The sequence below is a fragment of the Rhodanobacter sp. UC4437_H4 genome (assembly GCF_052978425.1).
Genome location: NZ_CM129673.1, coordinates 3203194 through 3228830 on the forward strand (window position 1 = coordinate 3203194; position 25637 = coordinate 3228830).

The 25637-nt window shown below is 68.7% G+C and carries 19 protein-coding genes; 12 read left to right on the forward strand and 7 right to left on the reverse strand.

Going from position 1 to position 25637, the window contains the following annotated elements; all coding sequences use genetic code 11:
- Positions 1 to 84 precede the first annotated feature (84 nt).
- The gene (locus tag ACVCL3_RS14405; protein WP_447099757.1) at positions 85 to 2685 is read right to left on the reverse strand and encodes a glycosyltransferase family 2 protein; all 2601 of its coding nucleotides are present in this window, start codon (positions 2683 to 2685) and stop codon (positions 85 to 87) included.
- Positions 2686 to 3064: 379 nt separating this feature from the next.
- On the reverse strand, positions 3065 to 3532 hold the full coding sequence (locus tag ACVCL3_RS14410; protein WP_447099758.1) for a Dps family protein: 468 nt from the start codon (positions 3530 to 3532) through the stop codon (positions 3065 to 3067).
- A gap of 138 nt (positions 3533 to 3670) precedes the next feature.
- On the opposite strand from ACVCL3_RS14410, the gene hrpA reads away from it, so the two are divergent.
- On the forward strand, positions 3671 to 7810 hold the full coding sequence (gene hrpA, locus ACVCL3_RS14415; RefSeq protein WP_447099759.1) for an ATP-dependent RNA helicase HrpA: 4140 nt from the start codon (positions 3671 to 3673) through the stop codon (positions 7808 to 7810).
- Between the two features lie 9 nt (positions 7811 to 7819).
- Here the strand turns inward: hrpA and ACVCL3_RS14420 are convergent, their stop codons facing one another.
- Positions 7820 to 8290 (reverse strand): hypothetical protein, encoded by a 471-nt coding sequence (locus ACVCL3_RS14420; protein WP_395120070.1) that lies wholly within the window; start codon positions 8288 to 8290, stop codon positions 7820 to 7822.
- 111 nt (positions 8291 to 8401) lie between these two features.
- Here ACVCL3_RS14420 and ACVCL3_RS14425 point away from each other — a divergent pair, with 111 nt between their 5' ends.
- From ACVCL3_RS14425 to ACVCL3_RS14445, 5 genes are all read left to right on the forward strand, one after another.
- On the forward strand, positions 8402 to 10519 hold the full coding sequence (locus ACVCL3_RS14425) for a RelA/SpoT family protein (RefSeq protein ID WP_447099760.1): 2118 nt from the start codon (positions 8402 to 8404) through the stop codon (positions 10517 to 10519).
- 133 nt (positions 10520 to 10652) lie between these two features.
- Positions 10653 to 12359 (forward strand): hypothetical protein, encoded by a 1707-nt coding sequence (locus ACVCL3_RS14430; RefSeq protein ID WP_447098181.1) that lies wholly within the window; start codon positions 10653 to 10655, stop codon positions 12357 to 12359.
- Positions 12360 to 12366: 7 nt separating this feature from the next.
- Complete coding sequence (locus ACVCL3_RS14435; RefSeq protein WP_447099761.1) at positions 12367 to 13206, forward strand: SDR family oxidoreductase; 840 nt, start codon at positions 12367 to 12369, stop codon at positions 13204 to 13206.
- Positions 13207 to 13378: 172 nt separating this feature from the next.
- Positions 13379 to 15688 (forward strand): penicillin-binding protein 1B, encoded by a 2310-nt coding sequence (gene mrcB, locus ACVCL3_RS14440; protein ID WP_447099762.1) that lies wholly within the window; start codon positions 13379 to 13381, stop codon positions 15686 to 15688.
- Positions 15689 to 15696: 8 nt separating this feature from the next.
- Positions 15697 to 16221 (forward strand): tetratricopeptide repeat protein, encoded by a 525-nt coding sequence (locus ACVCL3_RS14445; RefSeq protein WP_447099763.1) that lies wholly within the window; start codon positions 15697 to 15699, stop codon positions 16219 to 16221.
- Positions 16222 to 16240: 19 nt separating this feature from the next.
- Here ACVCL3_RS14445 and ACVCL3_RS14450 read toward each other — a convergent pair whose 3' ends face one another.
- Positions 16241 to 16630 carry an MAPEG family protein gene (locus ACVCL3_RS14450; protein ID WP_395120064.1) on the reverse strand — a complete coding sequence of 130 codons (390 nt, stop codon included), beginning with the start codon at positions 16628 to 16630 and terminating at the stop codon, positions 16241 to 16243.
- 68 nt (positions 16631 to 16698) lie between these two features.
- Positions 16699 to 17247, reverse strand: coding sequence for a redoxin domain-containing protein (locus ACVCL3_RS14455; protein WP_395120063.1), 549 nt, complete (start codon positions 17245 to 17247; stop codon positions 16699 to 16701).
- Between the two features lie 109 nt (positions 17248 to 17356).
- Between ACVCL3_RS14455 and ACVCL3_RS14460 the strand changes: the two genes are divergently transcribed.
- Entirely contained in the window at positions 17357 to 19297 is a 1941-nt protein-coding gene (locus tag ACVCL3_RS14460) for an ATP-dependent DNA helicase (protein ID WP_447099764.1), read from the forward strand.
- Positions 19298 to 19393: 96 nt separating this feature from the next.
- Here the strand turns inward: ACVCL3_RS14460 and ACVCL3_RS14465 are convergent, their stop codons facing one another.
- Positions 19394 to 20323, reverse strand: coding sequence for a hypothetical protein (locus tag ACVCL3_RS14465; RefSeq protein WP_447099765.1), 930 nt, complete (start codon positions 20321 to 20323; stop codon positions 19394 to 19396).
- Between the two features lie 295 nt (positions 20324 to 20618).
- On the opposite strand from ACVCL3_RS14465, the gene ACVCL3_RS14470 reads away from it, so the two are divergent.
- From ACVCL3_RS14470 to ACVCL3_RS14480, 3 genes are all read left to right on the forward strand, one after another.
- Entirely contained in the window at positions 20619 to 21005 is a 387-nt protein-coding gene (locus tag ACVCL3_RS14470) for a VOC family protein (RefSeq protein WP_447098187.1), read from the forward strand.
- A 97-nt stretch (positions 21006 to 21102) separates the two neighbouring features.
- A complete protein-coding gene (locus ACVCL3_RS14475) occupies positions 21103 to 21726 on the forward strand; it encodes a glutathione S-transferase family protein (protein ID WP_447099766.1) in 624 nt (207 codons plus the stop codon).
- Between the two features lie 102 nt (positions 21727 to 21828).
- The gene (locus ACVCL3_RS14480) at positions 21829 to 22239 is read left to right on the forward strand and encodes a nuclear transport factor 2 family protein (RefSeq protein ID WP_447098189.1); all 411 of its coding nucleotides are present in this window, start codon (positions 21829 to 21831) and stop codon (positions 22237 to 22239) included.
- A 96-nt stretch (positions 22240 to 22335) separates the two neighbouring features.
- Here ACVCL3_RS14480 and dmeF read toward each other — a convergent pair whose 3' ends face one another.
- Positions 22336 to 23274 carry a CDF family Co(II)/Ni(II) efflux transporter DmeF gene (dmeF, locus tag ACVCL3_RS14485; RefSeq protein ID WP_447099529.1) on the reverse strand — a complete coding sequence of 313 codons (939 nt, stop codon included), beginning with the start codon at positions 23272 to 23274 and terminating at the stop codon, positions 22336 to 22338.
- A gap of 54 nt (positions 23275 to 23328) precedes the next feature.
- Between dmeF and ACVCL3_RS14490 the strand changes: the two genes are divergently transcribed.
- Positions 23329 to 23598: a metal/formaldehyde-sensitive transcriptional repressor gene (locus ACVCL3_RS14490; RefSeq protein ID WP_395120057.1), complete on the forward strand. Its 270-nt coding sequence runs from the start codon at positions 23329 to 23331 to the stop codon at positions 23596 to 23598.
- A gap of 323 nt (positions 23599 to 23921) precedes the next feature.
- Positions 23922 to 25547, forward strand: coding sequence for a S53 family peptidase (locus ACVCL3_RS14495; protein ID WP_447099767.1), 1626 nt, complete (start codon positions 23922 to 23924; stop codon positions 25545 to 25547).
- Positions 25548 to 25637 lie beyond the last annotated feature (90 nt).

Here is a 25637-nt window from a genome sequence, read left to right on the forward strand (position 1 = left end):
CCGCAGCTTACCCAAATGGGCGTAGGGCTCGCATGAATGCCGGCAGGTGGCTTCGGTGCCCGGGCCTGCGGGCCACGCTGGATTTCAACCGGCCTTGTCGCCCGATCGATGCGCGATCCACGCACCGGTCACCGCCGACACGTAGGGGATCGACTGCGCGGCGAGGATGATCATCCACAACGTGCCCTCGATATAACGCGTGCCGAACGCCTCGGCCATGCCGGCGATGCACAGCATCAGCGCCAGCGCCATCAGCAGCTCCTCGCGCACCGGCGCGAACGCGGCGAAGTTGCTGCCGCCCAGGCGGCGGCTCTTGGCGGTGACCACGAACGAGGTCTTCTCGCGGGTCAGTCCGTGCAGGATGCCGCGGGCGATCGCGTGGGAGAGGCCCATGCTGGCCAGCGAGGCCATCAGCGTGTCGCGCCAGCTGCAGGGCACGCGGGCGCGATACAGCACGATGCCGAAGATCGCCTTGGCGAAGAAGAAGCCGATCACCGGGATCAGGAACAGCTGCATCGGCAGGCTGAAGTACTGCGGGAAGGCGACCATGCCCGCGGTCCAGAACAGCGCCATCAGGGTGAAGATCAGATGCAGCGCGTCGGCGAACCAGCTGAACCAGCCGGTGAGGAAGTGGAAGCGCTGGCCGGCCGAGAGCGGGCCCTTCTGCGTCATCCAGTGCCAGCGGCCCTTGAGGATCTGCATCGCGCCGAAGGCCCAGCGGTAGCGCTGGCTCTTGTACGCCTTGAAGTCGGCCGGGGTCAGGCCCTTGCCCATCAGTTCGTCGACGTAGACCAGGTCGTAACCGGCATGCATCAGGCGCAGGCCCAATTCCGCATCCTCGCAGATGGTCCACTCCGACCAGCCGCCGGTGCCTTCCAGCGCGCTGCGCCGAACCATCGTCATGGTGCCGTGCTGGATGATCGCGTTGCGCTCGTTGCGGTGGTGCATGCCGATGCGGAAGAAACCGTCGTACTCCCACGCGGTCATGCGGCGGAACGTATTCTGCTCGAACTCGCGGTGCGCCTGCGGGCACTGCACCACGGCGACCTTGGGGTCGTGGAAGTAGCCGGTGAGCGTGGACAGCCAGTCGGCGCGCACCTCGTAGTCGGCGTCGATCACCGCCACCACGTCGGCCTCGGGCGCGGTTTCCTTCAGGCCGAAGTTCAGTGCGCCGGCCTTGTAGCCTGGCCACGGCGCCAGGTGGAAGAAGCGGAAGCGCTTGCCGAGCTTTTCGCAATACGCCTGCACCGGCTCCCACACCGCCGGGTCCTTGGTGTTGTTGTCGATCACCAGCACTTCGTAGTTCTGGTAATCCAGCGCGGCCAGCGAATCGAGCGTGACGATCACCATCTCCGGCGGCTCGTTGTAGCAGGCCAGGTGGATCGACACGAACGGCTGCTGGTCCGGATGATCCGGCTTCAGCATGCCGGCGTGGCGCATCCACTTCGGCCGCCACAGCACCTCGGTGAACTCGAAGCCGTTGATCAGCAGGATCGCCAGGATCGCGATCTGCGCCGGGAACAGCAGCGTGAGCATGGTCCAGTCGACCCAGCTCAGGTAGAAATTGAAAGGCAGCGTCGCCGCCCACACGATCAGTCCGCAGGCGAGCTGGATCAGCGCGCAGAAGAAGAACTTTCCGACCAGCTTGAAGCGGCTGAAGCGGCGCGCAAACAGGATCATCGGCAGCAATGCCAGCAGGCTCGCCGCCAGCGCCTTCCACGGCCAGGCGGTGTCCTCCACCACCGGCCCGGTCAATGGGAACTTCAGTTGGCGGTCGGCGTTGAAGATGCCCCAGTACGCGCCGGTGCGGCCTTCGCCGAGGTTCTCCTTCCACGGCTGGTCGAACGCTTCGAGCAGGTAGTACTCGATGTGCGCGGCCTTGGCCCGGTTCATCCAGTCGCGGACGAAGATCGCCTCGTTGGAGGTCGACGGGTCGGCGTATTCGTGGCGGTCGCCGTTCGACGGCCAACCGATCTCGCCCACCACCACCGGCTTGCCGGGGAATCGCTGCACGATCGACTCGTACGCGCCATAGGCCGCGTCCACCGCGTTGTGGCGCACCACGCCGTTCCAGAACGGAAACAGGTGGATGGTGATGTAGTCCACGTGCTGCGCCAGCTCGGGGTACTTCAGCCAGATGTAGTCCGGCTCGGCGATCGACACGGGCTGGCGCACCGCCGCGCGCACGCGGTCGAGGTAGGCCATCATCTGTTCCGGCGTGAGGTCGTTGCGGAACAGCACCTCGTTGCCCACGATCACGCGGGTGATCGTGTCCGGGTAGGCGCGCGCCTTGGCGATCAGCAACTCGATCTCGCGTTCGTTGTTCTCCAGCCGTTTGTCGATCTCCGCGCCGGCCATCACCTTCAACCCCTGCTGCTGTGCCAGCCGGTACACCTGCGGGTTCTGCTGCATGGTGTAGGTGCGGATGTGGTCGGTGTAGCGGTGCAGCAGCTTGAGGTCGGCGCCGAGCTCCTCGTCGCTCGGGTAGCTCTGCTTGAACGGGCTCTGGTAGCGCTGGAAGAACGACACCGCGAAGCCGCTGATCTTGCCGTGCCAGTCGTCCGGCCCGTGCGGGTAGTTGCCCCCCCACCACAGCGCGATGTTCAGCGCCGCCGCCAGCAGCGCGAGCACGATGGCGCTGAACAGGGGGAACCGGCTGTGTGGGATGGCTGCGGTGGCGCTCAAGAAGGTTCCCGGCAAGGCCTGCGCGACAGGCGGTTTAACCGCAGGAGCTTACCGAATGTGACGCCATCGGCCAATCATGCTGCGCCGCCGCAGTCAGCGTGAGGTCATGGCGGGTGGCGGCATGCAGGCGGTGACGGACCGGGACGTCGGGGTGACCGATGCCGGACGCATCCGCTGCCGGCGGTAACGCGACTGGGCGGAGAGTCGCTCGCCTGGCGCAGCCAAATGCCTCGATTCAAGTGAGCCGGAGGACAAAAACTCTCGCGGGCAAAGTGCGCTCCAACCGAGCCACGGGTGGGGATCACGTGCTGAGGCGACCCGGCACGTCGCCAGAAGAGGCCCGTCATCGACGGGCCCTTTCGTTCATGCCACGCGCAAATCAGCGCAGCAGCGAGCGCAGCATCCAGGCGGTCTTCTCGTGTTCCTTGAGGCGGCCGGTGACCATGTCGGCGGTGCCGTCGTCGCCGGCGGCGTTGGCGGCCTTGAGGGCGTCGCGGGCGGTGGCGGCGACGATCTCGTGGCCTTCGACCAGCTGGCCGACCATTTCCTGCCAGTCCGGCACGCCGGGCTCGTCCTTGATCGAGCTGAGCTCGGCGAACTGGCTGTAGGAACCGGGCGCGAACACGTCCAGTGTGCGGATGCGCTCGGCGACCTCGTCGGCGGCCAGCCACAGCGCGTTGTACTGGGTCTCGAACATCAGGTGCAGGCTGTTGAACTGCGGGCCGGTGACGTTCCAGTGGAAGCTGTGCGTCTTCAGGTACAGCGAGTAGGTGTCGGCCAGCAGCTTGGACAGGTGCTTGGCGACCGCTTCGCGGTCCTTCTTGGCGATACCGATGGAAATGGCCATGGCGTGCTCCTTTGGGGGTGGATGCAATGAATCAACGGTAGTGGCTCGGCGCTCGCGCGGGAAATGAATCCTTCGGATGTTGGCGATAGTCGCCGACTATCGGGTCGAGGCGTGCCACCGGCTATCATGCGCAGTTCGATGAACGACCACTGCGCGCCCGCATCCGATCCCGCTGCCGATCCAGGCTTGCGCACCTTGCGCCGGCAGCTGGATGCGGTGTGCAGTCGCGACTTCGGTCGCCTGCTGGGACGTTGGCGCACGCTGTCGCGCCGACCCGACGAAAAGAAGATGGGGGCGCTGGCCGCCGATATCGAGCGCTCCGCGGCCAGACGCCGCGACCGTGCCGCGGCCAAGCCCGAAATCCGGCTGGACGAGTCGCTGCCGATCAGCGCGCGCGGCGAGGACATCGTCAAGCTGATCCGCGAACACCAGGTGGTGGTGATCGCCGGCGAGACCGGTTCGGGCAAGACCACCCAGTTGCCGAAGCTGTGCCTGGCCGCCGGCCGCGGCGAAGCGGGCATGATCGGCTGCACCCAGCCGCGTCGGCTGGCCGCGCGCTCGGTGGCGCGCCGCGTGGCGGAGGAACTGGGAACGCCGCTGGGCGAGGTCGTGGGTTTCCAGGTGCGCTTCAACGACCAGGTGTCCGAGCGCAGCCTGATCAAATTCATGACCGACGGCATCCTGCTCGCCGAGACCCAGGGCGATCCGTGGCTGAGTGCCTACGACACCATCATCATCGACGAGGCGCACGAGCGCAGCCTCAACATCGACTTCCTGCTCGGCTACCTCAAGCGTCTGGCGCTGAAGCGGCCGGAGCTGAAGATCATCGTCACCTCGGCGACCATCGACACCGCAAGGTTCGCCGAACACTTCGGCGGCGCGCCGGTGGTCGAGGTGGAAGGACGGGCGTACCCGGTGGAGTTGCGCTGGCGGCCGGTGGAAGCCGCAGGCAAGGGCATGCAGCAGGGCAGCGCCGAACACATCGCCGCCGTGCTCGACGAAATCACCCGCGACGATCCGCGCGGCGACGTGCTGGTGTTCCTGCCCGGCGAGCGCGAGATCCGCGACGCGCACCAGCTGCTGTCGCGCCGGCAATACCGCGAGACCGAGATCATGCCGCTGTACGCGCGGCTTTCCGCCGGCGACCAGGACCGCGTGTTCAAGCCCGGCGTGAAGCGCCGCGTGGTGCTGGCCACCAACGTCGCCGAGACCTCGCTCACGGTGCCGCGCATCCGCTACGTGATCGACACCGGCACCGCGCGGGTCAAGCGCTACAGCCAGCGCAGCCAGCTCGAGCGGCTGCATGTCGAACCGATCTCGCAGGCCGCCGCCGACCAGCGCAAGGGCCGCTGCGGCCGCGTCGGACCTGGCGTCTGCTATCGCCTCTACGACGAAGCCGATTTCGCCGGCCGCGCCGCGTTCACCGATCCGGAGCTGCTGCGCTCGTCGCTGGCCAACGTGATCCTGCGCATGCTGGCGCTGAAGCTGGGCGAGGTCGATGAGTTCCCGTTCCTGGAAGCGCCCGACCCGCGCGTGATCGCCGACGGCTTCCGCCGGCTCACCGAGATTTCCGCGATCGACGAGGCGCGCAGGCTCACCGCGATCGGCCGCACGCTGGCGCGGCTGCCGATCGACGTGCAGCTGGCGCGCATGCTGGTCGAAGGCGAGAAACTGCATGCGTTGCGCGAGCTGCTGGTCATCGTCGCCTTCCTCAGCATCCAGGACCCGCGCGAGCGGCCCGGCGATGCACGCCAGCAGGCCGATGCCGCGCACGCCGTGTTCGCCGACCCGAAGTCCGACTTCATCGGCGTGCTGAACCTGTGGCGGGCCTATCACGACGCCCACGAGGAACTGACCCAGTCGAAGCTGCGCGACTGGTGCTCGCGACACTTCCTCAGCTTCATGCGCATGCGCGAATGGCGCGAGCTGCATCGGCAGTTGCTGCTGGTCGTTGAAGAGCTGGGCTGGCGCCTTGCTCCCTCTCCCCTGCGGGGAGAGGGTTGGGGTGAGGGAGCGGGGTCGCGGAAGACTTCACAGGCTGGTGCATCAAAGCTCGGAAAGAAAAGCAAAGGCAGGGAGGCTTCGCGCGAGCACCCGCCCCTCACCTTCCCGAAAAGGGGACTTCCTGCGGTCGCAATCCTCTCCCCGGAGGGGAGAGGAGGCGAACGCGAAGAACGAGTTATTGATCAGCAAGCTGCGATGGATCGCCTCTTCGAAGCGGTCCATCGCAGCCTGTTGGCCGGCCTGCCCACCCAGGTCGGCCGCAAGGACGAGAAGGGCATCTACCAGAGCACGCGCGAGCGCAAGTTCCAGGTGTTTCCCGGTTCGGCCCTGTCGAAGGCACCACCCAACTGGATCTTCTCCGCGCAGATCCTCGACGTGGGCGGCCGCGTGTGGGGCATGGCGAATGCGCGGGTGGAGCCGTTGTGGATCGAGCAGCAGGCGGCGCATCTGTTGCGCATCCATTGCCGCGATGCGCACTGGTCGAAGAAGCGCGGCTGCGTGGTGGCGTACGAACAGGTCAGCCTGTTCGGCCTGGTGCTGGTGGAGAAGCGGCCGGTCACCTTCCAGCAGCAGGACCCGGCGCTGGCGCACGCGATCTTCCTGCGCGAGGCGCTGGTGCGCGGCGACATCGACGGCGCCGATCATGGACGGTCAAGTGCCGCGGGCGCAGGACGCGCAGGAGCGGCCGCGGATTTCGTGCGCGCGAACCAGCGCGTGCTGGAAGAGGCGCTGGGCATCGAGGCAAGGCAGCGCCGCGAAGGATTGATCCGTCACGAGGACGAACTGGTCGCGTTCTTCGAGGGCAAGCTGCCCGAAGAGATCGCCAGCTCGCGTGCGCTCGACGCGTGGTATCGCAAGGCCCGTCCGGCCGAACAGGCCGCGCTGCGCTGGTCGCTGGATGACGTGATGGGCGCTGGTGCCGCGCTGGATGCGAAGGCGTTTCCCGCCGCCATCGAGGTGCCGCAGAGATACAAACTGGAATACCGCTTCGTACCGGGTGACGAGGCCGATGGCGTGACCCTGCAACTGCCGCTGGCAATGTTGAATGCGCTGCCCGCGGCGCGCTGCGAGTGGCTGGTGCCGGGCCTGCTGGCGGACAAGGTGGCCGAACTGATCCGCGGCCTGCCCAAGGCGCTGCGCCGCAACTTCGTGCCGGCGCCGGATTTCGCGCGCGCCTTCACCGAGGCGGAATCGCCCCGCGACGAGTCGCTGGTCAAGGCGCTGGCCGCCTTCCTGAAACGCGCCACCGGCGTCGACATCGGCGCCGGCGAGTTCGCCGGCATCGAATTGCCGCCGCATTTCCTGATGCGCTACCGCCTGCATGACGAGCGCGGCAAGACGCTGGCCAGTGGCCGCGACCTGGCTGCGCTGCGTGGGCAGTGGGAAGGCCAGGCGCGTGAGGCGTTCTCGCGCAAGACCGATATCGAGCTGACTCGCGAAGACGTGGCCAGCTGGGATTTCGAGGCGATCCCTGCGCAGGTGCGTTCGGACGCCGGCCTCACCGCGTTTCCGGCCCTGGTCGACCTGGGCGAGACGGTGGCGCTGCGCGTATTCGAGCGCAGCGACGAAGCGCGCGTGGCGCATGCCGCCGGCGTGGTGCGGCTGCTGCGCAACGCACTGGCCAGCGAGGCGAAGCAGGCGCGCCGGCGATTGCCGATCGGCAACGCGCTGGCGTTGAAATACGCGCCGCTGGGCGGCGTCGACGGCTTGCGCGAAGACCTGCTCGAAGGCGGCTTCACCGATCTGCTGGAACGCCACGCACTGGACGTGCGTACCGCCGGCGCGTTCGAGGCGCTGCGCACGCAGTGTTCGCGCGAACTGTTCGGTGCCGGCGTCGAGCGGCTCAAGCTGGCCGAGCCGATCATCGAGGAGCAGGCCGAGGCAAAGCCCTGGCTCGAGCCGCCGCTGCTCGGCTTCGCCCGCGCCAGCTACGACGACCTGCGCGAACAATTCGACGCGCTGCTCGTGCCCGGTTTCCTGCGCGAGCTGCCGCCTTCACGGCTGGCGCATTATCCGCGCTACCTCAAGGCGATGCGCCTGCGTGGCGAACGCTTGCGCCAGGACCCGGCGAAGGACCAGCAACGCATGCTGCAGGTGCTGCCGTACTGGCGCGCGTACCTGCAACACCGCGCCGCCGGCGGCGACTCGGCCGAACTGGCCGAGTTGCGCTGGCTGATCGAGGAATGGCGCGTGTCGCTGTTCGCGCAGGAGCTGAAGACCGCCGAGCCGGTGTCGGCCAAGCGGCTGGCGAAGGCGCTGGCCGCGCTCGCGTGAGCGGCCGGATCAGCGCACGCGTTCCACGTGCACGCTGCCGTTGCAGCCGGACACGTACATCAGCCAGTTGCCCATCATCGAGGGTTTGACCTTGGTCGAGGGATTGTCGGCAGTCATGCACGACACATTGTCCGAGCCGATCTGCCGCCAGACCTGTCCGTTGTCCAGGGTGTACTCGTTGTTGCCGCTCCAGCCGTCGAAGTGGCCCTTGATGCGGGTCTCGATCTTCTCGCGCTTGGCATCGCTCGCGTAGAACACCGGCTTGCCGCTGGCACTGACCATCTTGGTGGTGGTCTTGGCGTGCGTGCGCAGCCAGGCGTCGAGATTCTGCAGTTCCTGCGGCGAGAGTTTGTCCAGGCCAGCGGCCTTGAACTCGGAAGGACTCATGCGTTGCTGCAGGTCGCCGGACGTCTGCTGCGCGTACACGGCGCAGCACGGGAGGGCCAGCAACAGCGGGAGACAGCGTGCGCGGAAGGACATGGGGATTTCCTCGAAGCCGGAATGGCGAATCCCGATTCTGCCCGCCAAGCGGCCCGAGGCCAAGCGCCGCAGGCCGCCCGCCGCGACCATGCCACTACAATGGCCGCCATCATGGCCCCGCGCACTCATTCAGGCAGCCTCGCCGCATGGCGCAAGCGCGCCGACACGCTGTCACCCGATCTGGCCGATGCGCTGGAGGCCTGCGGCGAGCATCCGGTCGACCAGGCCGAGTGCGGCGACACCCTCGACCTGCTCGGCATGCTCGGTTGTGACGCGTCGACCCAGGCGGCGGCGTTGTGGTTCGAGCTGGCGCGCGTCGATCCGGCGTTGTGGGCTGCGCGCGGCCCGGGCCTGCCGGCGGACGTGCAGCGCCTGGTCGCCGGCCAGCAGGCGGCCGAACAGGTGTGGACCTTGCACGCGCAGCGCGCACCCGGCGGGGCGACCGAAGGCCTGCGCCGGCTGTTGCTGGCGATCGTGCGCGACCTGCGCGTGGTGTTCGTGCTGCTGGCGCGCCAGCTCGCGCGGATGCGCGCCGCGGCGTCGCTGCCGCCGGAGCAGGCCGCCGCGTTGGCGCGGTTGAGCCGCGACATCCATGCCCCGCTGGCCAACCGGCTCGGCATCTGGCAACTGAAATGGGAGCTGGAGGACCTGGCGTTCCGCCACCTGCAGCCGGACACCTATCGCCGCATCGCCAAGCTGCTCGACGAGCGCCGCGTCGATCGCGAGGCATTCATCCGCCAGTCGCTGGACGAGCTGAAACAGGCGCTGGACGCCTCCGGCCTGCAGGCCGACCTGGCGGGGCGGCCCAAGCACATCTACTCGATCTGGAAAAAGATGCAGCGCAAGTCGCTGGATTTTTCCGACCTCTACGACATCCGCGCGGTGCGCGTGCTGGTCGACAGCGTCACCGACTGCTACGCCGCGCTGGGCGTGGTGCACGCGCTGTGGCCGCACCTGCCGAACGAGTTCGACGACTACATCGCGCGGCCCAAGCCCAACGGTTACCAGTCGCTGCACACCGCGGTGGTCGGGCCGCAGGGCAAGACGCTGGAGGTGCAGATCCGCACCCACGAGATGCATCGCGCCAACGAACTGGGCGTGGCCGCGCACTGGCGCTACAAGGAGGGCGGCGGCAGCGACGCCGAGTTCGAGGCCAAGATCGCCTGGATGCGCAAGCTGCTGGAGCCGCGCAGCGGCGACGACAGCAACCTCGCCGCCGAGCTGCAGACCGAGCTGCTGGAAGACCGCGTCTACCTGCTCACCCCCAAGGGCGAGGTGTTCGACCTGGCACGTGGCGCCACCGTGCTGGATTTCGCCTACCTGGTGCACACCGAGGTCGGCCACCGCTGCCGCGGCGCCAAGGTCAACGGCCGCATCGTGCCGCTGACCTTCCAGCCGCAGAGCGGCGACCGCGTGGAGATCCTCACCACCAAGGTCGCCGAACCCAGCCGCGACTGGCTCTCGCCGCACCATGGCTACCTCAACACCGCGCGGGCGAAGGACAAGGTGCGCGCGTGGTTCCGCCGCATCGCGCACGACGCCAACCTCGGCGTCGGGCGCGCCATGCTCGAGCGCGAACTGAAGCGCCTGGCGCTGCCCGCCGCCGACATCGGCAAGCTGCCCGCCCAATTCCACCTGCAGACGCAGGACGAGCTGCTGATCGCGCTGGCACTGGGTGAGGTCACGCCCGGCCAGATCGCCCGCGTGCTGCAGGAGGCGGCGCAGCCGCCGCCGCCCGCGCCGGCACCGCCGCCGGCGCGGCCGGCCACGCTGGACCAGGGCGCGCTGAGCATCGAAGGCGTCGGCAACCTGCTTACCACGCTGGCGCGCTGCTGCCAGCCGCTGCCGGGCGACGCGGTACGCGGCTACATCACCAAGGGCCGCGGCGTTTCGGTGCATCGTGCCGATTGCGGCAGCCTGGCGCGGCTCGCGCGGCGCGACCCGGACCGGGTGATCGAGGTGAGCTGGGGCCACGTCGCCAGCCAGGCTTACGAGGTGGACATCGAACTGCGCGGCTACGACCGCAAGGAGCTGCAGAAAGACGTCACCAACCTCATCAGCAACGCCGGCACCCACATCATCGCCTCGTCCAGCCGCTCGCGTCCGCAGACCGGCGAAGTGGAGATGCGCTACACCCTGCGCGTGCGCGATTTCGAACAGCTGTCCACCCTGCTGGGCAAGCTGCTGGCGCTGCCCAACGTCACTGAAGTGCGCCGCATCAGCGCCTAGCGTGGCGCCGGGGTGCCGGGCGCCGCGCCGCCCTCGCCAGCAGCGCTGGACGCTGAACGCCGGTATCGCGCAGGCCGGGCCGTCCGGTCGCGCGATGTTAAGCTGCGACCGCTTATCGCCAGTGCCATGAATCATGAGCAGCCGCCGCAACCCGCATGATGCCCGGCCACCGAACCGCAGCGAGCCCACCCTGGGCGACCTCGATCAGGTGGAGGGCAAGCCGCGCGCGTCCGCTGCCGATGGCCTGCCGCGGGTCACCGTGGAAAGGCGTCGTGCCCGCGGGATTCGCACCGCGGCATCGCGCGGGCGTCGCGGCTGGCTGCTGCCGATCTTGATCCTGCTGGTCGTCGCGCTCGGCGCGGCGCTCTGGTTCAGCCAGAACCGGCTGCGCGGCATGTTGCCGCGCACCGACCTCAACAGCGTGCTGGCGCAGGCGCAGCAGGCGCTGGACGCGGGCCACCTGGATGGCGAGGACGGCACCAGCGCGCGCGAACTGTTCCAGCAGGTGGCGGCCAGCGAGCCGGACAACGATCGCGCCCGCGACGGCCTGCGCCAGGTTGGCCAGGCCGAGTTGTCGCAAGCCGATGCAGCGCTGCAGGCAGGCCGGCTGGATGAGGCCACCCAGCGCGCCACGGTCGCCCGCGAACTGCTCGGTGGCGGGCGCGACGTGGATCGCCTCGACATGCTCATCCGCCAGGCGCAGGCGGGCCAGATGCACACCGGCGACCTGGTCGACCAGGCCAAGCAGGCATTGGCGCAGGGCAAGCTGGATGGTGCCGACGGCGCCGGCGCGCTCTACCAGCGCGTGTTGCGCACCGACCCGGACAACGCAGTGGCCGCGCACGGGCTGGACCAGGTCGCCAACGCGCTGGCGGTGCAGGCACACGACGCGCTGGAGGCGGGCGACCTGGCCAAGGCCGATCCGCTGGTGCTGCAGATCGCCGCGCTGCGGCCGAACAACGGCTCGCTGCCGGCGCTGCGCGCGCTGCAGGCGCAGCGGCGCCAGCAACAGGATGGCGCGGTAAAGGATGCCATTGCCCAGGGCCGTGAGGCCTTGCGCGACGGCCGCATCGCCGGCTCCGGCGACGACACCGCGCTGGCGCACTTCAGGGCTGCGTTGGCGCTTGATCCGGACAGCGAGGAGGCCAAGGCCGGGCTGGGCGACGTGGCGCAGGCGCTGACCGTGCAGGCGAATGCGGCGATGGATGACGGCGATCGCGCGCAGGCGGCCAAACTGCTCGGCCAGGCGAATGCGCTGGCGCCGAAGTCGGCCGATCTGGCCGCCGCCCGCGCGCGGCTGCAGAGCAAGCCGCCGGCGAGCAAGCCACCCGCGGACGAACCCGCCGAGACGGTGCACGCGGCCGACGAGGCCCCGGTAGTCGCCGCCGCGTTGTCGCCGCAGCAAAGCGCAGCCGTGGCCCAACTGGTGCAGCGCGCGCAGCAGGCCACCGCCAGCGGCAACATCATGATGCCGCCCGGCGACAGCGCGTACGACCTGTACCGCAGCGCGCTGGCGATCGACGGCAACGACGTGCTTGCGCGGCAGGGCCTGCAGGCCTTGCCGGGCCGGGTCGAACAGTTGTTCAAGCAGGCCCTCGCGGCCGGCCAGCTGAAGCAGGCCGGCGACATGCTGGCCAACCTGGGCGAATTGGCGCCGGGCGATCCGGCACAGCTGGGGCTGAGCAACCAGCTGGCCAGCGCCTGGGTCGATCGGGCCCAGCAGCAGCTCGATGGCGGCGACCGCATCGGCGCCGGCCAGTCGCTCGCGCGCGCGCGTAAGCTCGCGCCCAACCATCCGCGCGTGACCGAGCTCGCCGCGCGACTGCAGGGCAATCCGTGAGGCCGGCATGACGGTGCTGGTCGTCGGCGGCAGCAGCCAGATCGGCCACTTCCTCCTGCCGCACCTGCGCGCCACCGGTGAGCCGGTGCTGGCGCTGAGCCGGCATCCGCGGCCCGCGCGCGACGGGGTGCAGTGGCTGCGCGGTAACCTGCCGCACGACATGCCGACGTTGCCCGAACTGTCGGCAATCATCAGTTTCGGTCCCTTGCTGGCGTTGGCCGAATGGCTGGCCCATGCCAGCCTGGTCGGCGCGCCGAGGGTGGTGGCCACCAGTTCGATGAGCGCCGAAAGCAAGCGGGATTCGGTGGTGCCGGCCGAGCGCGCGATCGCGCGCCAGCTGCGCGAGGGCGAGGCTGCGCTGGCCACCGCCTGCGCCCGCCACGGCTGCGCGTGGACCGTGCTGCGGCCGACCCTGGTGTATGGCGCCGGGCTCGATCGCAGCCTCACCCCGATCGCGCGCCGTGCGCTGCGCACGCGGTTGTTTCCGATCCCGGCCGCGCGTGGCCTGCGCCAGCCGGTGCATGCCGACGACGTCGCGCAGGCAGTGCTGGCCGCGCTGGATTGTCCCGCCTCGGCGGGACGCATCGTGCCGATCGGCGGCGGCGAACGGCTGCCGTATCCGCAGATGTTCGCGCGCGTGCGCGACAGCCTGCCGCGCGCCACCGTGACAGTGCCGCTGCCCGCCTGGTTGTTGCGGCTGCTTGCCCGCACGTGCCCGCCGCTGCGTGGCCCGCTGAGCCGGCTGGACCGCGATCTGGTCGCCGACAACGGCGAGTTGCAGCGCTTGCTGGGCATTCACCCGCGGCCGTTTCGGCCGGATGCGGGGACGTGGCAGCCACCGGCGTAGGGCGGGCATGGCCCGCCGCCCGGAACGCCAAGGCATGCCCAAAACCGGCGGGCAGTGCCCGCCCTACCATCCACATGCCCGGGAATTGCCCGCAAAACCGCCGCGGCGTTCATGGGCGCGCCGGGATGCACGCCCTATCATCGGGAAACCTGATCGCCGGATTCCGCCGCCCTTGAGCTTCCTCGACCGTACCCGTTCCCTCGCCCGCCGCAGCTGGCCGTGGCTGCGCATTCCGTGCTGGATCGGCCTGGGCCTGCTGGTCGGTTTCGTGTTGCCGTACGTGCTGGTGCTCAACAAGCGCGTGCAGGATCGTTTCAACGACCTGGTGTTCGCGGTGCCCACGCGGGTGTATGCGCGGCCGCTGCCGCTGCAGGCCGGCGAGCCGATGACCAGCGCCGCGCTGGAACTGGAACTGACCTTCGCCGGCTACAGCCACGACGGCAAGGGCCAGGTGCCCGGCAGCTGGATGAAGCAGGGCAGCCGCTACACGATCTCCTCGCGTGGCTACGTCGGCCCCGACGGTGGCGAGTTGCCCAAGCGCATCGTGGTGACCCTGAGCGGCGGCGAGGTGGCCTCGGTGCACACCGCGGCGGACAAGCAGCCGATCAAGCAGACCCATCTCGACCCGGCGCGCATCGCCACGCTGTACGGCGCCAGCCAGGAGGAGCGACGCTTCGTGCAGTTGCGCGACGTGCCGCCGCTGCTGGTCAAGGGCCTGCAGTCGGTCGAGGACCGCAATTTCAAGAACAACATCGGCATCGACTTCGGCGCGATCGCGCGCGCGGCGCTGGCCAACCTGCGTGCCGGCCACACCGTGCAGGGTGGTTCCACGCTGACCCAGCAGCTGGTGCGCAACCTGTTCCTGAGCCGCGACCAGACCTTGACGCGCAAGATCAACGAGGCGCTGATGTCGCTGCTGCTGGAGGCGCACTACAGCAAGGGGCGCATCCTGGAGGCCTACGTCAACGACGTGTTCCTGGGCCAGCAGGGGGCGCAGGCGGTGCACGGTTTCGGCGCCGCGTCGGAGTTCTATTTCGGGCGCCGGCTGCAGGAGCTGCGGCCGCAGGAGATCGCCTTGCTGGTCGGCCTGGTGAAGGGGCCGAGCTACTACGACCCGCGCCGCGCACCCAAGCGCGCCCTGGCGCGGCGCAACCTGGTGCTGCAGGAGTTCTTCGACACCGGCCTGATCAGCGCCGCGCAGCTCAATGCGGGCCAGGCTGCGCCGCTGGACGTGATCAAGAACGGCCAGCTGCCGCACAACCGCTTCCCCGCGTTCATGGATCTGGTGCGCAAGCAGATCACCACCGACTTCGACGAGAAGGCGTTGCGCGAAGGCAACCTGTCGATCTTCACCACGCTGGACCCGGCCGCGCAGCTGTACACCGAGCAAGCGATCACCAGTTCGCTCAAGGGCCTGGGCAAGCGCGGCGACGGCGTGCAGGCGGCGGCGGTGGTGACCGATGCGCACACCGGCAGCGTGCTTGCCGTGGTCGGCAACCGCAATCCGGGCGAGCCGGGTTTCAACCGCGCGCTGGACATCCGCCGGCAGATCGGCTCCACGATCAAGCCGTTCGTCTACCTGGTCGCGCTGACCCAGCCCGAGCGCTGGAACCTGGCCAGCATGATGGACGACAGCCCGATCAGCATGCGCCAGCCCAACGGCAGCATGTGGACGCCGCAGAACGACGACCACCGCAGCCACGACCCGCTGATCATGGTCGACGCGCTGGCGCATTCGTGGAACCTCGCCACGATCCACCTCGGCATGGCGGTGGGCTTGCCGCGTATCCGTGCGTTCCTCGAATCGTTCGGGCTCACCGACGTCAATCCCAGCCCCTCGCTGCTGATCGGCGCGCTGGACCTGTCTCCGCTGCAGGTGGCGCAGCTCTATCAGTATCTGGCGGCGGATGGTCACGCCTTGCCGCTGCTGGCGGTGCGCGGCGTGCTCGACGGCAGCGGCCGCACGATCAAGCGCTACCAGGTGCAGCCCGGTCCCGGCGAATACCAGGAGGCGGTGCGGCTGACCACCTGGGCAATGCAGCAGGTGGCTGAGTACGGCACCGCCAGCGCGATCGGCAACTCCGCGCTGGCCTCGCTGCACGCCGCCGGCAAGACCGGCACCAGCAACGACATGCGCGACAGCTGGTTCGCCGGCTTCACCGGCGACCACCTGGCGGTGTTCTGGATGGGCCGCGACGACAACAAGCCGACCACGCTGTTCGGCGCCAGCGGCGGCTTGCGCGCCTGGCGCGACCTGTTCGCCAAGCTGCCCACCACGCCATTGTCCGCCGCGCCGGGACCGGGCCTGGAAATGGCCTGGATCAACCCCGCCGATGGCCGCCGCACCGAGCCGCAATGCCAGGGCGCGCAGCAGGTGCCGGTGGTCGCCGGCAGCCTGCCGGCCGATGCCGAGGGCTGCTTCTGGCAAAGCCTGTTCGGCGGCGACGCCGCCACCCCCGCTCCCTCGACCACCACGCCGTGACCATGTCCATGACTTCCCGACGCCTCGCGCCGCTGCTGCTGTCGGCGCTGCTTGCCACCCTGGCCGGCTGCAGCTTGTTTCGTTCCGCGCCGGCACCAGCGCCGCCGGCCGCGCCGGAGCATGACGCGGTGGCGGCGATCCGTGCCGCCGGCGCGCACGACGATTCGGTCATCGACGTGAAGCCGCTGCGCGACCCGGCCGTGGATGCGCTGATGGTCCAGGCGGAACAGGACGAACGCAGCGGCAACTACACTGCCGCCGCCGCCACGCTGGACAAGGCGCTGCAGATCAGCCCCGATGCGCCCGACTTGCTGCAGGAGCGCGCCGAGATCGCGATTCGGCTGAAGAATTTCGTGCGCGCCGAAAAGCTGGCGCACAAGTCGTGGACGCTGGGCCCGCGCCTTGGTCCGCTGTGCGCGCGCAACTGGCAGACCATCGTCGAGACCCGCTTGCAGGCGAACGACACGGTCGGCGCGTCGACCGCGCGCAAGTGGGTGCAGCAGTGCCGCAAGGCGGGTGTGCCCCGGTATTGAGCGGCGGGGCCCCGGCCGCTCAGAGCAGCGCCACCAGCAACAACACGATGCCGGCGAGGCTCACCGCCCAGACCAGCGTGCGCAGGTAGGGAATGCCGGCGGCATACACCGGCACGTAGAGCACGCGTGCCCAGAAATAAAGTTGCGCACCGAGCACGGTGAGCGGGTCGTGCTGCTGCATCACCTGCGCGGCCAGCACCGCGGCGGCGAACAGCGGGAAGGTTTCCAGGAAGTTCGCGCGGGCACGATCGAGCCGTCCGCCGACGCCGGTCAGCGGCGGCTTCACCTCGTCGCGCGCGCTGGCGATCCAGCCGAGCCCGCGCTGGCCGATCGAACAGCTCGCCGCCAGGGCGATCTGCACCAGCCCCAGCACCACACTCCACAGCAGCATGCAAAGTTCGGTCGTCACGACGCACTCCTCCGGCGATGGTGGGCGCATGGTGAATCCAGCCGCGGCTTCTCGCCAGTGGCCCCAGGCTACGCCGCGCGGCGGCTGCGATCCTGCCGCAGCAGGCTTTCGACCCGCTGCAGCGGAATCCGGTCGCCGGCGTCGCGGCCGTAGTAGGCCTCCACGATGCGGCCGCGGCCGTCGATCAGGAAATCCGCCGGCATCAGGTTGCCGGTGTTGAGGCCGGCGAAACCGACCAGGCGCAGGCCGCGGATCAGGGTCGGCACCCGCGTCACGATCGCCTTGAACTTGCGCCACAGCGAACGCTCGATGCCGTAGACCTCGTGCGCACGCGAGGTGGGGTCGGCCGCCAGCGGAAACGGCCGCGGGCGGTGGCCGGCGAAGCGCAGCACCTCGGCTTGCGAGGCGCTGAACACTGCCACCACGTCCAGCCCGCGCTCGGACAATTCCTGGTGCCGCTGGGTCAGCTCGTAGATGCGGAAATTGCAGAACGGGCAGGCCGCATCACGGAAAAACGAGAGCAGGGTAAGCCGACCGGGTTGGCTGGTCGCGATGGCCTGGCCGTGGATGTCGACCAGGTCGAGTACGGGTGCGGTTTCGGGTGCGAACAGTCTCACGGCTGCCTCCTTGGAGTGGCGGGCGGGTGGCATGCCAGTGGATGCGCCGGCCACCGTCGCGGTTCCCGCGCCGCTTTGTCGACGGCAGTCGCTCGGCCATAATCGGCGGATGATCGCTCCCGACGACACCGTGTCCGACGACGACGTCGGCGCCTTGCTCGGTGCCGACGGCCCGTTCGCCCGCGAGCTGCCGAACTTCGCGCCGCGGCTGGCCCAGCAGGCGATGGCGCGGGCAGTGCAGCAGGCCATCGCCGGGCGCGACACGCTGGTTGCCGAGGCCGGCACCGGCACCGGCAAGACCTACGCCTACCTGGTGCCGGCACTGCTGTCGGGCGAGCGCGTGATCATCTCCACCGGCACCAAGGCGCTGCAGGACCAGCTGTACTTCCGTGACCTGCCGAAGGTGCGCTCGGTGCTGGGCGCACGCCTGAAGACGGCGCTGCTGAAGGGTCGCGCGAATTATCTCTGCCTGTACCGGCTCGACCAGACCGTGCGCGATGGCGGCAGCCTGGCGCCGGCGCAGGCCGCGCAGCTGGCCGCGATCCGCGCCTGGTCGGCGCGCACCCGCCGCGGCGACCGCATGGAACTGGCCGAGGTGCCGGAGGAGTCGCCGCTGTGGCCACGCGTCACCTCCACCGCGGAAAACTGCCTCGGCGTCGAGTGCCCGTTCTACGACGACTGCCACGTGTTCAAGGCACGCCGCGAGGCAATGGAGGCGGACGTGGTGGTGGTCAACCATCACCTGCTGTTCGCCGACCTGGCGCTGAAGCAGGAAGGCTTCGGCGAGATCCTGCCCGGCGCGACGGCCTTCATCCTCGACGAGGCGCACCAGATTCCCGAACTCGCCGGCCAGTTCTTTTCGCAGAGCGTCAGCGCGCGCCAGCTCACCGACATGGCGCAGGACGCGCTGACCGAATGCAGCGGCGTCACCGGCGCGATCGGCCTGCTGCTGGAACCGGTCGAGGCATTGCAGAACGCGCTGCGCAAGCTGCGCCTGGCGCTGGAGCCGCTGCCCTCGCGCGGCGCCTTCGCGCTGCTGGAGGATCGCGCCGAGGTGCGCGCCGCACTGCACGAACTGGGCGAACTGCTGGCCACGCTGGCCGAGCTGCTCGCCTCGCAGGCCGAGCGCTCGCGTGGCTTCGCCAACCTGCACGAACGCGCCGCGCTGTTCGGCGGGCGGCTGGAGCGCATCATCGAGACGCATGGCGACCAGGACGTGCGCTGGTACGAAACCTTCCCGCGCGGCTTCGCGCTGTACGCCACGCCGCTGGATCTCGCCGCGCCGATGCGCGGCCTGCGCGAACGCACCCAGGCGGCGTGGATCCACACCTCGGCCACGCTGTCGGTGGCCGGCAACTTCGACCACTTCGCGCGCCAGCTCGGCCTGGACGAGCCGCAGACACTGAGCCTGGACAGCCCGTTCGATTACGCGCACCAGGCGCTGTGCTACCTGCCCGCTGGCCTTCCCGACCCGAACGCACGCGACTACACCGAGCAGGTGATCGAGGCGGTGCTGCCGGTGCTGCAGGCCTCCAACGGCCGTGCCTTCCTGCTGTTCACCTCGCACCGCGCACTGCGCCGCGCCGCCGAGCTGCTGCAGGACAAGGTGCCGTGGCCGCTGTTCGTGCAGGGCAGCGCGCCGCGGCCGCGACTGCTGGAGGAGTTCCGCGCCAGCGGGCACGGCGTGCTGCTCGGTGCGGCCAGTTTCTGGGAAGGCGTCGACGTGGTCGGCGAGGCGCTCAGCGTGGTGGTGATCGACAAGCTGCCGTTCGCCGCGCCCGACGATCCGGTGCTGATGGCGCGCCTCGCCGCGCTGGAACAATCCGGCATCAATCCGTTCATGGGCTGGCAGGTGCCCAGCGCCGTGATCGCGCTGAAGCAGGGCGCCGGCCGCCTGATCCGCAGCGTGCACGACCGCGGCGTGCTGGTGCTGTGCGACCCGCGCCTCACCGGCAAGGGCTACGGCAAGCTGTTCCTCGCCAGTGTCCCGCCGATGCCGCGCACCCGCGAGCTGGCTGACGTGCAAGCCTTCTTCGACCTGCCGTCGTAGGGCTGCGCCGCCCGCCAGCCTTTGCTTCACAGACCCGGCCGAAGACCCGCGCTGGCTGCCGGCACGCCCTGACAGCCGTCGTGTTGCCCCGGGCAGCTACGGATTCGGATATGGCAGGGTTCGAGGCACGACCTTGAGGGAAAAGTCGATGTAGCGATGCTCGGCCGGTACCGTGTTGTGGCCGACCCACTCGCCGCTGCGGGTCCACACGGACTCGTCCGGACTGATCGTCATGCCGCCGGCGGGCAGACCCTGCGTCATCTGGTCGGGCCGGTTGCGCGGGCCATCGCAGAGCGTCAGCGAATGATTGATGAACTCGGATTCGCCGGTGTCGTAGGTTCTGACGGCAAAGGCCGAATAGACGCTGCCTTCCAGCGACTCCGGCGACCTCTCCTCATGCTTGCGAGTGCCATCGGTGCTTGCGACATCGAGAGTCCAGTTGCCGGACATCGGCGCATCAAAACCCACTTCAATGCAGGTGCCGTCGCCGTCCGGCATGGTTTCATCGCGGGTCGGGACGGACAGCGTGACCCCCCGCAGCTTGCCGCTGGCCTGCACGGTTTCCTTCGTGGTGATGGTTTCGCCGTGTACCACGGCACGCCCGGTGCGCAGGCCCTTCAGGCTCACCGTGCCGGACGCAGGGGCGGGAAAGGGAGGCAGTTCGTCTTCGCGCGCTGGATGGAACATGTACTGGTTGTAGCCGAACTCCTTCCATGTACAGGCGAGCAGGTCTGCGGAGCCTTGGACGAGCGCGTGCATTTCGGTTCGATTGCTTGCGGTGCCGTCGTTGTCGTTGAATTCGCTGAGGTAGTCGACGCGGTAGCGCAATTCCACGTGCACCTGGATCAGGCGCGCAAAGGGAACAAGCGCACCGGTTTCGGCATCGACCGAACTGCAGGCTTCCGACAGGTCAGGGCTGTTGGCGGGGTTTGCCGGTGGTGCTTCCCCGGCATCCTGCGGTTGCATGCACGCGGCGAGGGGAACGGCGAGCAGGATTGCCAGCGTGACGAGCTTGTTGCGTTTCATCCGATTCCATTCGTACCGAGGTCGAGGCGGGCGGCGCAGATGATACGGGAATAGGGCGCGGCTCGTTGACCCGCATTTCGCGAACCGGCAGTCAGGATGCAGGCCTGAGCCGGCGGCGGCTTGAGGTTCTCCGGAACAGGAACAAGGGGACGAAGGCAATGAGAGCTCCTTGTCCTGTCCTTGTTGATACTCTCCCCCTTATCTGCATGGCCGGGGAGCGGCGGGCAGCGCCCGCCCTGCACGTGACGCGCCGGGATACGATGGGCCGGAACATCCGACGCGACAGGACAACGACATGGCCAAGGTCACCGGACTGGGCGGCATCTTCTTCAAGTCGCGCGATCCCGCCGCGCTCGCGGCGTGGTACGCGAAACATCTCGGCCTGGATGCCGAGGCATGGGGCGGCGTGCGCTTCGACGAGGACGAACAGCGGCCCGGCTACACGCTGTGGTCGCCGTTCGCGGCCGACACCAGCTACTTCGGCGCGGGCCCGCAGTCGTACATGATCAACTTCCGCGTCGACGACCTCGACGCGCTGCTGGCGCAATTGCGCGCCGATGGCGTCCAGGTGGACGAGCGCGTCGACGAAAGCGAGTTCGGCCGCTTCGGCTGGATCACCGATCCCGAAGGCACCCGCATCGAACTGTGGCAACCGCCGGCCCAGGCCCCGACGGCGGCTTGAAGTTCGCCGCTGCCGCCGGCATCTGGACAGGACGTGCTGCTGCACGCCATTCCGCCGCGTCTGCCACGCGGCATCCGCTTCACCCAAGGAGACATCCATGAAGCTTTACAGTTTTTCCGGCTCGTGCGCGCTGGGCGCCAACATCGTGCTCGAATGGATCGGCCAGCCCTACGAATTGCAACTGCTGCAGAAGAATGATCTGGCGAGCCCGGCGATCCGCGCATTGAACCCGAACGGCCAGGTGCCGATCCTCGACGACGACGGCTGGGCGCTCAACGAGAACGCCGCCATCCTCAACTACCTTGCCGACAAGTTCCCCGCCGCAAAGCTGGGCGGCGAACCTACTCCGCGCGGCCGCGCCGAGGTGAACCGCTGGCTGGCAATGATCAACTCCGACGTGCACCCGGCGTTCAAACCGCTGTTCGGCGCCACCAGCTACCTTGGCGACGAGGCGATGATCGAGAAGAGCAAGGACGCCGCGCGCCAGCAGCTGCGCACCTGGTTCGAGCGGCTGGACAAGCACCTGGAAGGACGCGACTGGCTGGCCGGCGAGCGTTCCATTGCCGACCCCTACCTGTTCGTCACCCTGCGCTGGACCCACGCGGTGAACGTCGACCTTGGCGGCCTCGCCAACTTGCAGGCATTCGAGCGACGCATGCGCGCCGACCCCGGCGTGCAGCGCGCGCTCAAGATGCAGAAGCTCGACCAGACGCACGCTTGACCGCACCACAGCGGCAAGGCCGCCACGCGCGACCTTGCCGTGGAACGGCGGACGCAGGCGGCGATACCATCAGCTGACCCTTCGCGCAGGAACAGTCCGCCGATGCATCCTTCGGCCGAACCCGAACCCGAACCCGATCCCGTCACGCCGCCGGAACTGCTGGGTGTGCTGCAGGCCCTGCGCAAGCGCGAGCCGATCTTCCATCGCCCCGAGTTCGGTCGCACGCGCGCCGACTTCGAACGCATGACCGCTGCCGACTTTTTCGAGATCGGCGCCTCCGGCCAGTGCTACAGCCGCGCCTGCGTGCTCGACGTGCTGGAACACCGCACCCCCGATCCCGCCGAACACAGCTGGATCACCCGCGACTTCCACTGCCGCGAACTCGGCGCGCACACCTACCTGCTCAGCTACACGCTGGAACAGGGCGAGCGCGTCAGCCGGCGCAGCACGATCTGGCGACGCGACGGCGACGACTGGGTCATCGTGTTTCACCAGGGAACGCTGGTCGCGTAGCCGCGACCGGCGCCATCGATTCGGCGCGCCCGGGTAGCGGCTGCCCAGGCGGGCGCGTCATACCGACGTTGTGGCGAATGCGAGATCAGAGCGTCCCTAGGCCACCGCGACCTCGACAGTCACGTGCACCAGTTCCTCGTGCACGGCCAACTGCCGGCGGACTTCCTCGGCGCTGATCGCCGAGGTGGCCACCAGGCCGAGGATGCAGGCGTAGCTGTCGCGGCCGACGCGCCAGACGTGCAGGTCGCTGACCGCCGCCGTGGCGAACTGATCGCGCACCACGTCGCGGATTTCATCGACCACCGGCTGGTCCATCTCGGCGTCCAGCAGGATCTTGCCGGACTCGCGCAGCAGGCCGAACGCCCAGCGCGCGACCAGGATCGAGCCGACGATGCCCATCACCGGATCGAGCCAGGCAGCACCGTATAGCTTGCCGCCGACCAGCGCGACGATGGCCAGCACGGAAGTTGCCGCGTCCGCGATGACGTGCAGGTAGGCCGCGCGCAGGTTCACGTCATGATGATGGTTGTCGTGCCCGTGGCCGTGATCGTGTCCATGCGCGTGCCCGTGCGCGTGGGGGTGCTCGCCCTTCAGCAGCCATGCGCACAGAAGGTTGACGCCCAGGCCGAGCACTGCGATCAGGATCGCGTCGTCGTAGTGGATCGTGGCGGGCACGAACAGCCTCTCCAGCGACTGCACCATCATCAGCGCGGCAACCACGGCGAGCAGCAGGGCGCTGCTGTAGCCGCCGAGTATCTCGATCTTCCAGGTGCCGAAGGCGAAGCGGCCGTCCTTCGCGTAGCGCCTGGCCAGCGCATAGGCCATCACCGAAAGTCCCATCGCCAGCGCATGCGAACTCATGTGCCAGCCGTCGGCCAGCAGGGCCATCGAGTTCAGCCAGTAGCCGCCCGCGATCTCCACCACCATCATCGCCGCCGTGATGTACACCACGCGCCGAGTGTTGCGCTCCGCCTTGGCGTCGACGTGGTTGAACTGGTGGCTGTGGGTGAATGCGGAGACGTCGGGGGCGGGCATGCTGCGTGCTCTGGTCATATACTCCCCCGCAGTATATGACGGGAGGCAGTCGCCGTGTCGCACATCCAGGAAAACCGCCGGAAGCTGGTCGCCCGCGTGCGCCGCATCAACGGCCAGCTGGCCTCGCTCGAACGCGCCATCGAAGGCGACACGGAATGTGGCGCCGTGCTGCAGCAGCTGGCAGCCGTGCGCGGCGCGGTCAACGGGTTGATCCTGCAGGTGATGGAGGGTCATCTGCGCTCGCACGTGGCCGGCCGCGGCAGCAGCAAACGGCAGGACGAACTCCTCCCGGTACTGGCGGTGTTGCGCAGCTACCTCAAGTAGCGGCGGTGCCTGCAACGGCATTTGCGGGCACCGAAGGACAGACCGTCATCGGCGGGTCTGATGGCCAGGTGCGGCAAGCCGGATTCGACCGCCTCGCCGCCTGTCGCGATTTCATGCGTTTCCGCAAGCTTTTGCGAATCAACCACTTGCATGCGTTTTTTTGACGGCTGCACGGATTATTCGCCGCCCCCGCGTGTTAGCGTCGAGGACTGGCGAGGCCAGGGATTCGTTGGGTGGGACCAGGGCCGCGTCACGGGATTCCGATTCGTCAATGACCGGAATTTTTCTGTTCGCACCATCAACCTCGGGGATCAACCATGCAGATGAAGAAGACTTCGCTGTGTCTGGCAATGGGGGCAATCTGGGCGCTGGCGTCCACGGTCGCAGCGGCGGCCGGCGTCGACTCGACGTGGAAGACGACGGCCACGCATGCGCACGTGCCGGCCGCGTCGGTGAACATGAGCAGCCTGGTGGCATCCAGCATGCCGCTGCACGTGCAGGTGACGCTGAAGATCCGGAACAAGGGTGCGCTCGACGATTTCATCGCCGCCGCACACAACCCGGCCAGCCCGCTGTTCCGCGCCAAGCTGCAGTCGAGCGACGTGGCCGCGAACTTCCTGCCGAGCCAGGCGCAGGCGCAGGCCGTGGCCGATTACCTGAGCCAGGCCGGCTTCAGTCACGTCAGCATATCGGCCAACCGCCTGCTGGTTTCGGCGGACGGTACCGCCGGCATTGCGGGGGCCGCGTTCGGCACGCGCTTGGTCAAGGCCACTGACGAGCACGGTCGCGCCGCCTTCGCCAACATCGACGACGCCAAGGTGCCGGCGGCACTGGCCGACGTCGTGCTGTCGGTGAGCGGCCTGCAGACGGTGACACATCCGCACACCATGCTGGCCAAGGCTTCGACGCAGGGACGCGTGGAGAAGGGCCGGCCGGGCGGTGGTGGCGGCGCGACCCTGGTCGGCCACAACCCGACCGCGTTTCCGACCATCTACAACGTGGGCGGCACCCCGACCGCTTCCACGGTCACGGTGGGCATCATCAGCGATGGCGACATGACCCAGCCGCTGAAGGATCTCAACCAGTTCACCAGCACCAACGGCCTGCCGGCAGTGAACACGCAGGTGGTGACGGTGAGCACGCCGGGTACCGACACCAGCGGCACGCCCGAGTGGGATCTGGACAGCCAGGACATCGTCGCGATGTCCGGCGGGGTCGGCAAGCTGATCTTCTACGCGGCCAACTCGCTCTCCAACAGCGATCTCACCGCCGCGTTCAACAAGGCGGTGAGCGACAACCAGGCACAGGTCGTCAACGTCTCGCTCGGCGAATGCGAAACCAGCGCCTACCAGGACGGCTCGATGGCGGCGGATGACCAGATCCTCGCGCTGGGCGTGGCGCAGGGCCAGACGTTCTCCATCTCGACCGGCGACTCCGGCTCGAACGAATGCACCAAGAAGCCGACCGGCACCACGCCGAGCTACCCGGCCAGTTCGCCGTACGTGGTGGCGGTGAGCGGTACGTCGCTGAGCACCGGCGCGTCGAACAGCTGGGTGAGCGAGACACTGTGGAGCGGCGCGGGCGGCAGCCCGAGTACGGTCGAACCGAAACCGAGCTGGCAGACCCAGGGCGGCGGCACTACCCGCGACGTGGCGGATGTGGCCTTCGACGCCGATCCCAACTCCGGTGCGATCATCATCGTCAATGGCAGCAATGCGCAGTACGGCGGCACCAGCCTGGCGGCACCGCTGTTCGCGGCCACCTGGGCCCGCATGCTCGCGGCGCATCCGACGCTGGGCTTCGCCGGGCCGCACCTGTACAGCGTATCCACCGCCAGCTATCACGACGTCACCTCCGGCAGCAATGGCGGTGAGACGGCGACGGTCGGCTGGGACTACGCCAGCGGCTTCGGCAGCGGCATCGTGAGTGCGCTGAACGCGGCCCTGTAAGTTCCGCGAGGCACCTGCGAGGGCGTCCGCCGGGAGGCGGGCGCCCTCGTCGCGTCGGGATGTTTTTGCATTCGAGGGCAGGAGCGCTCG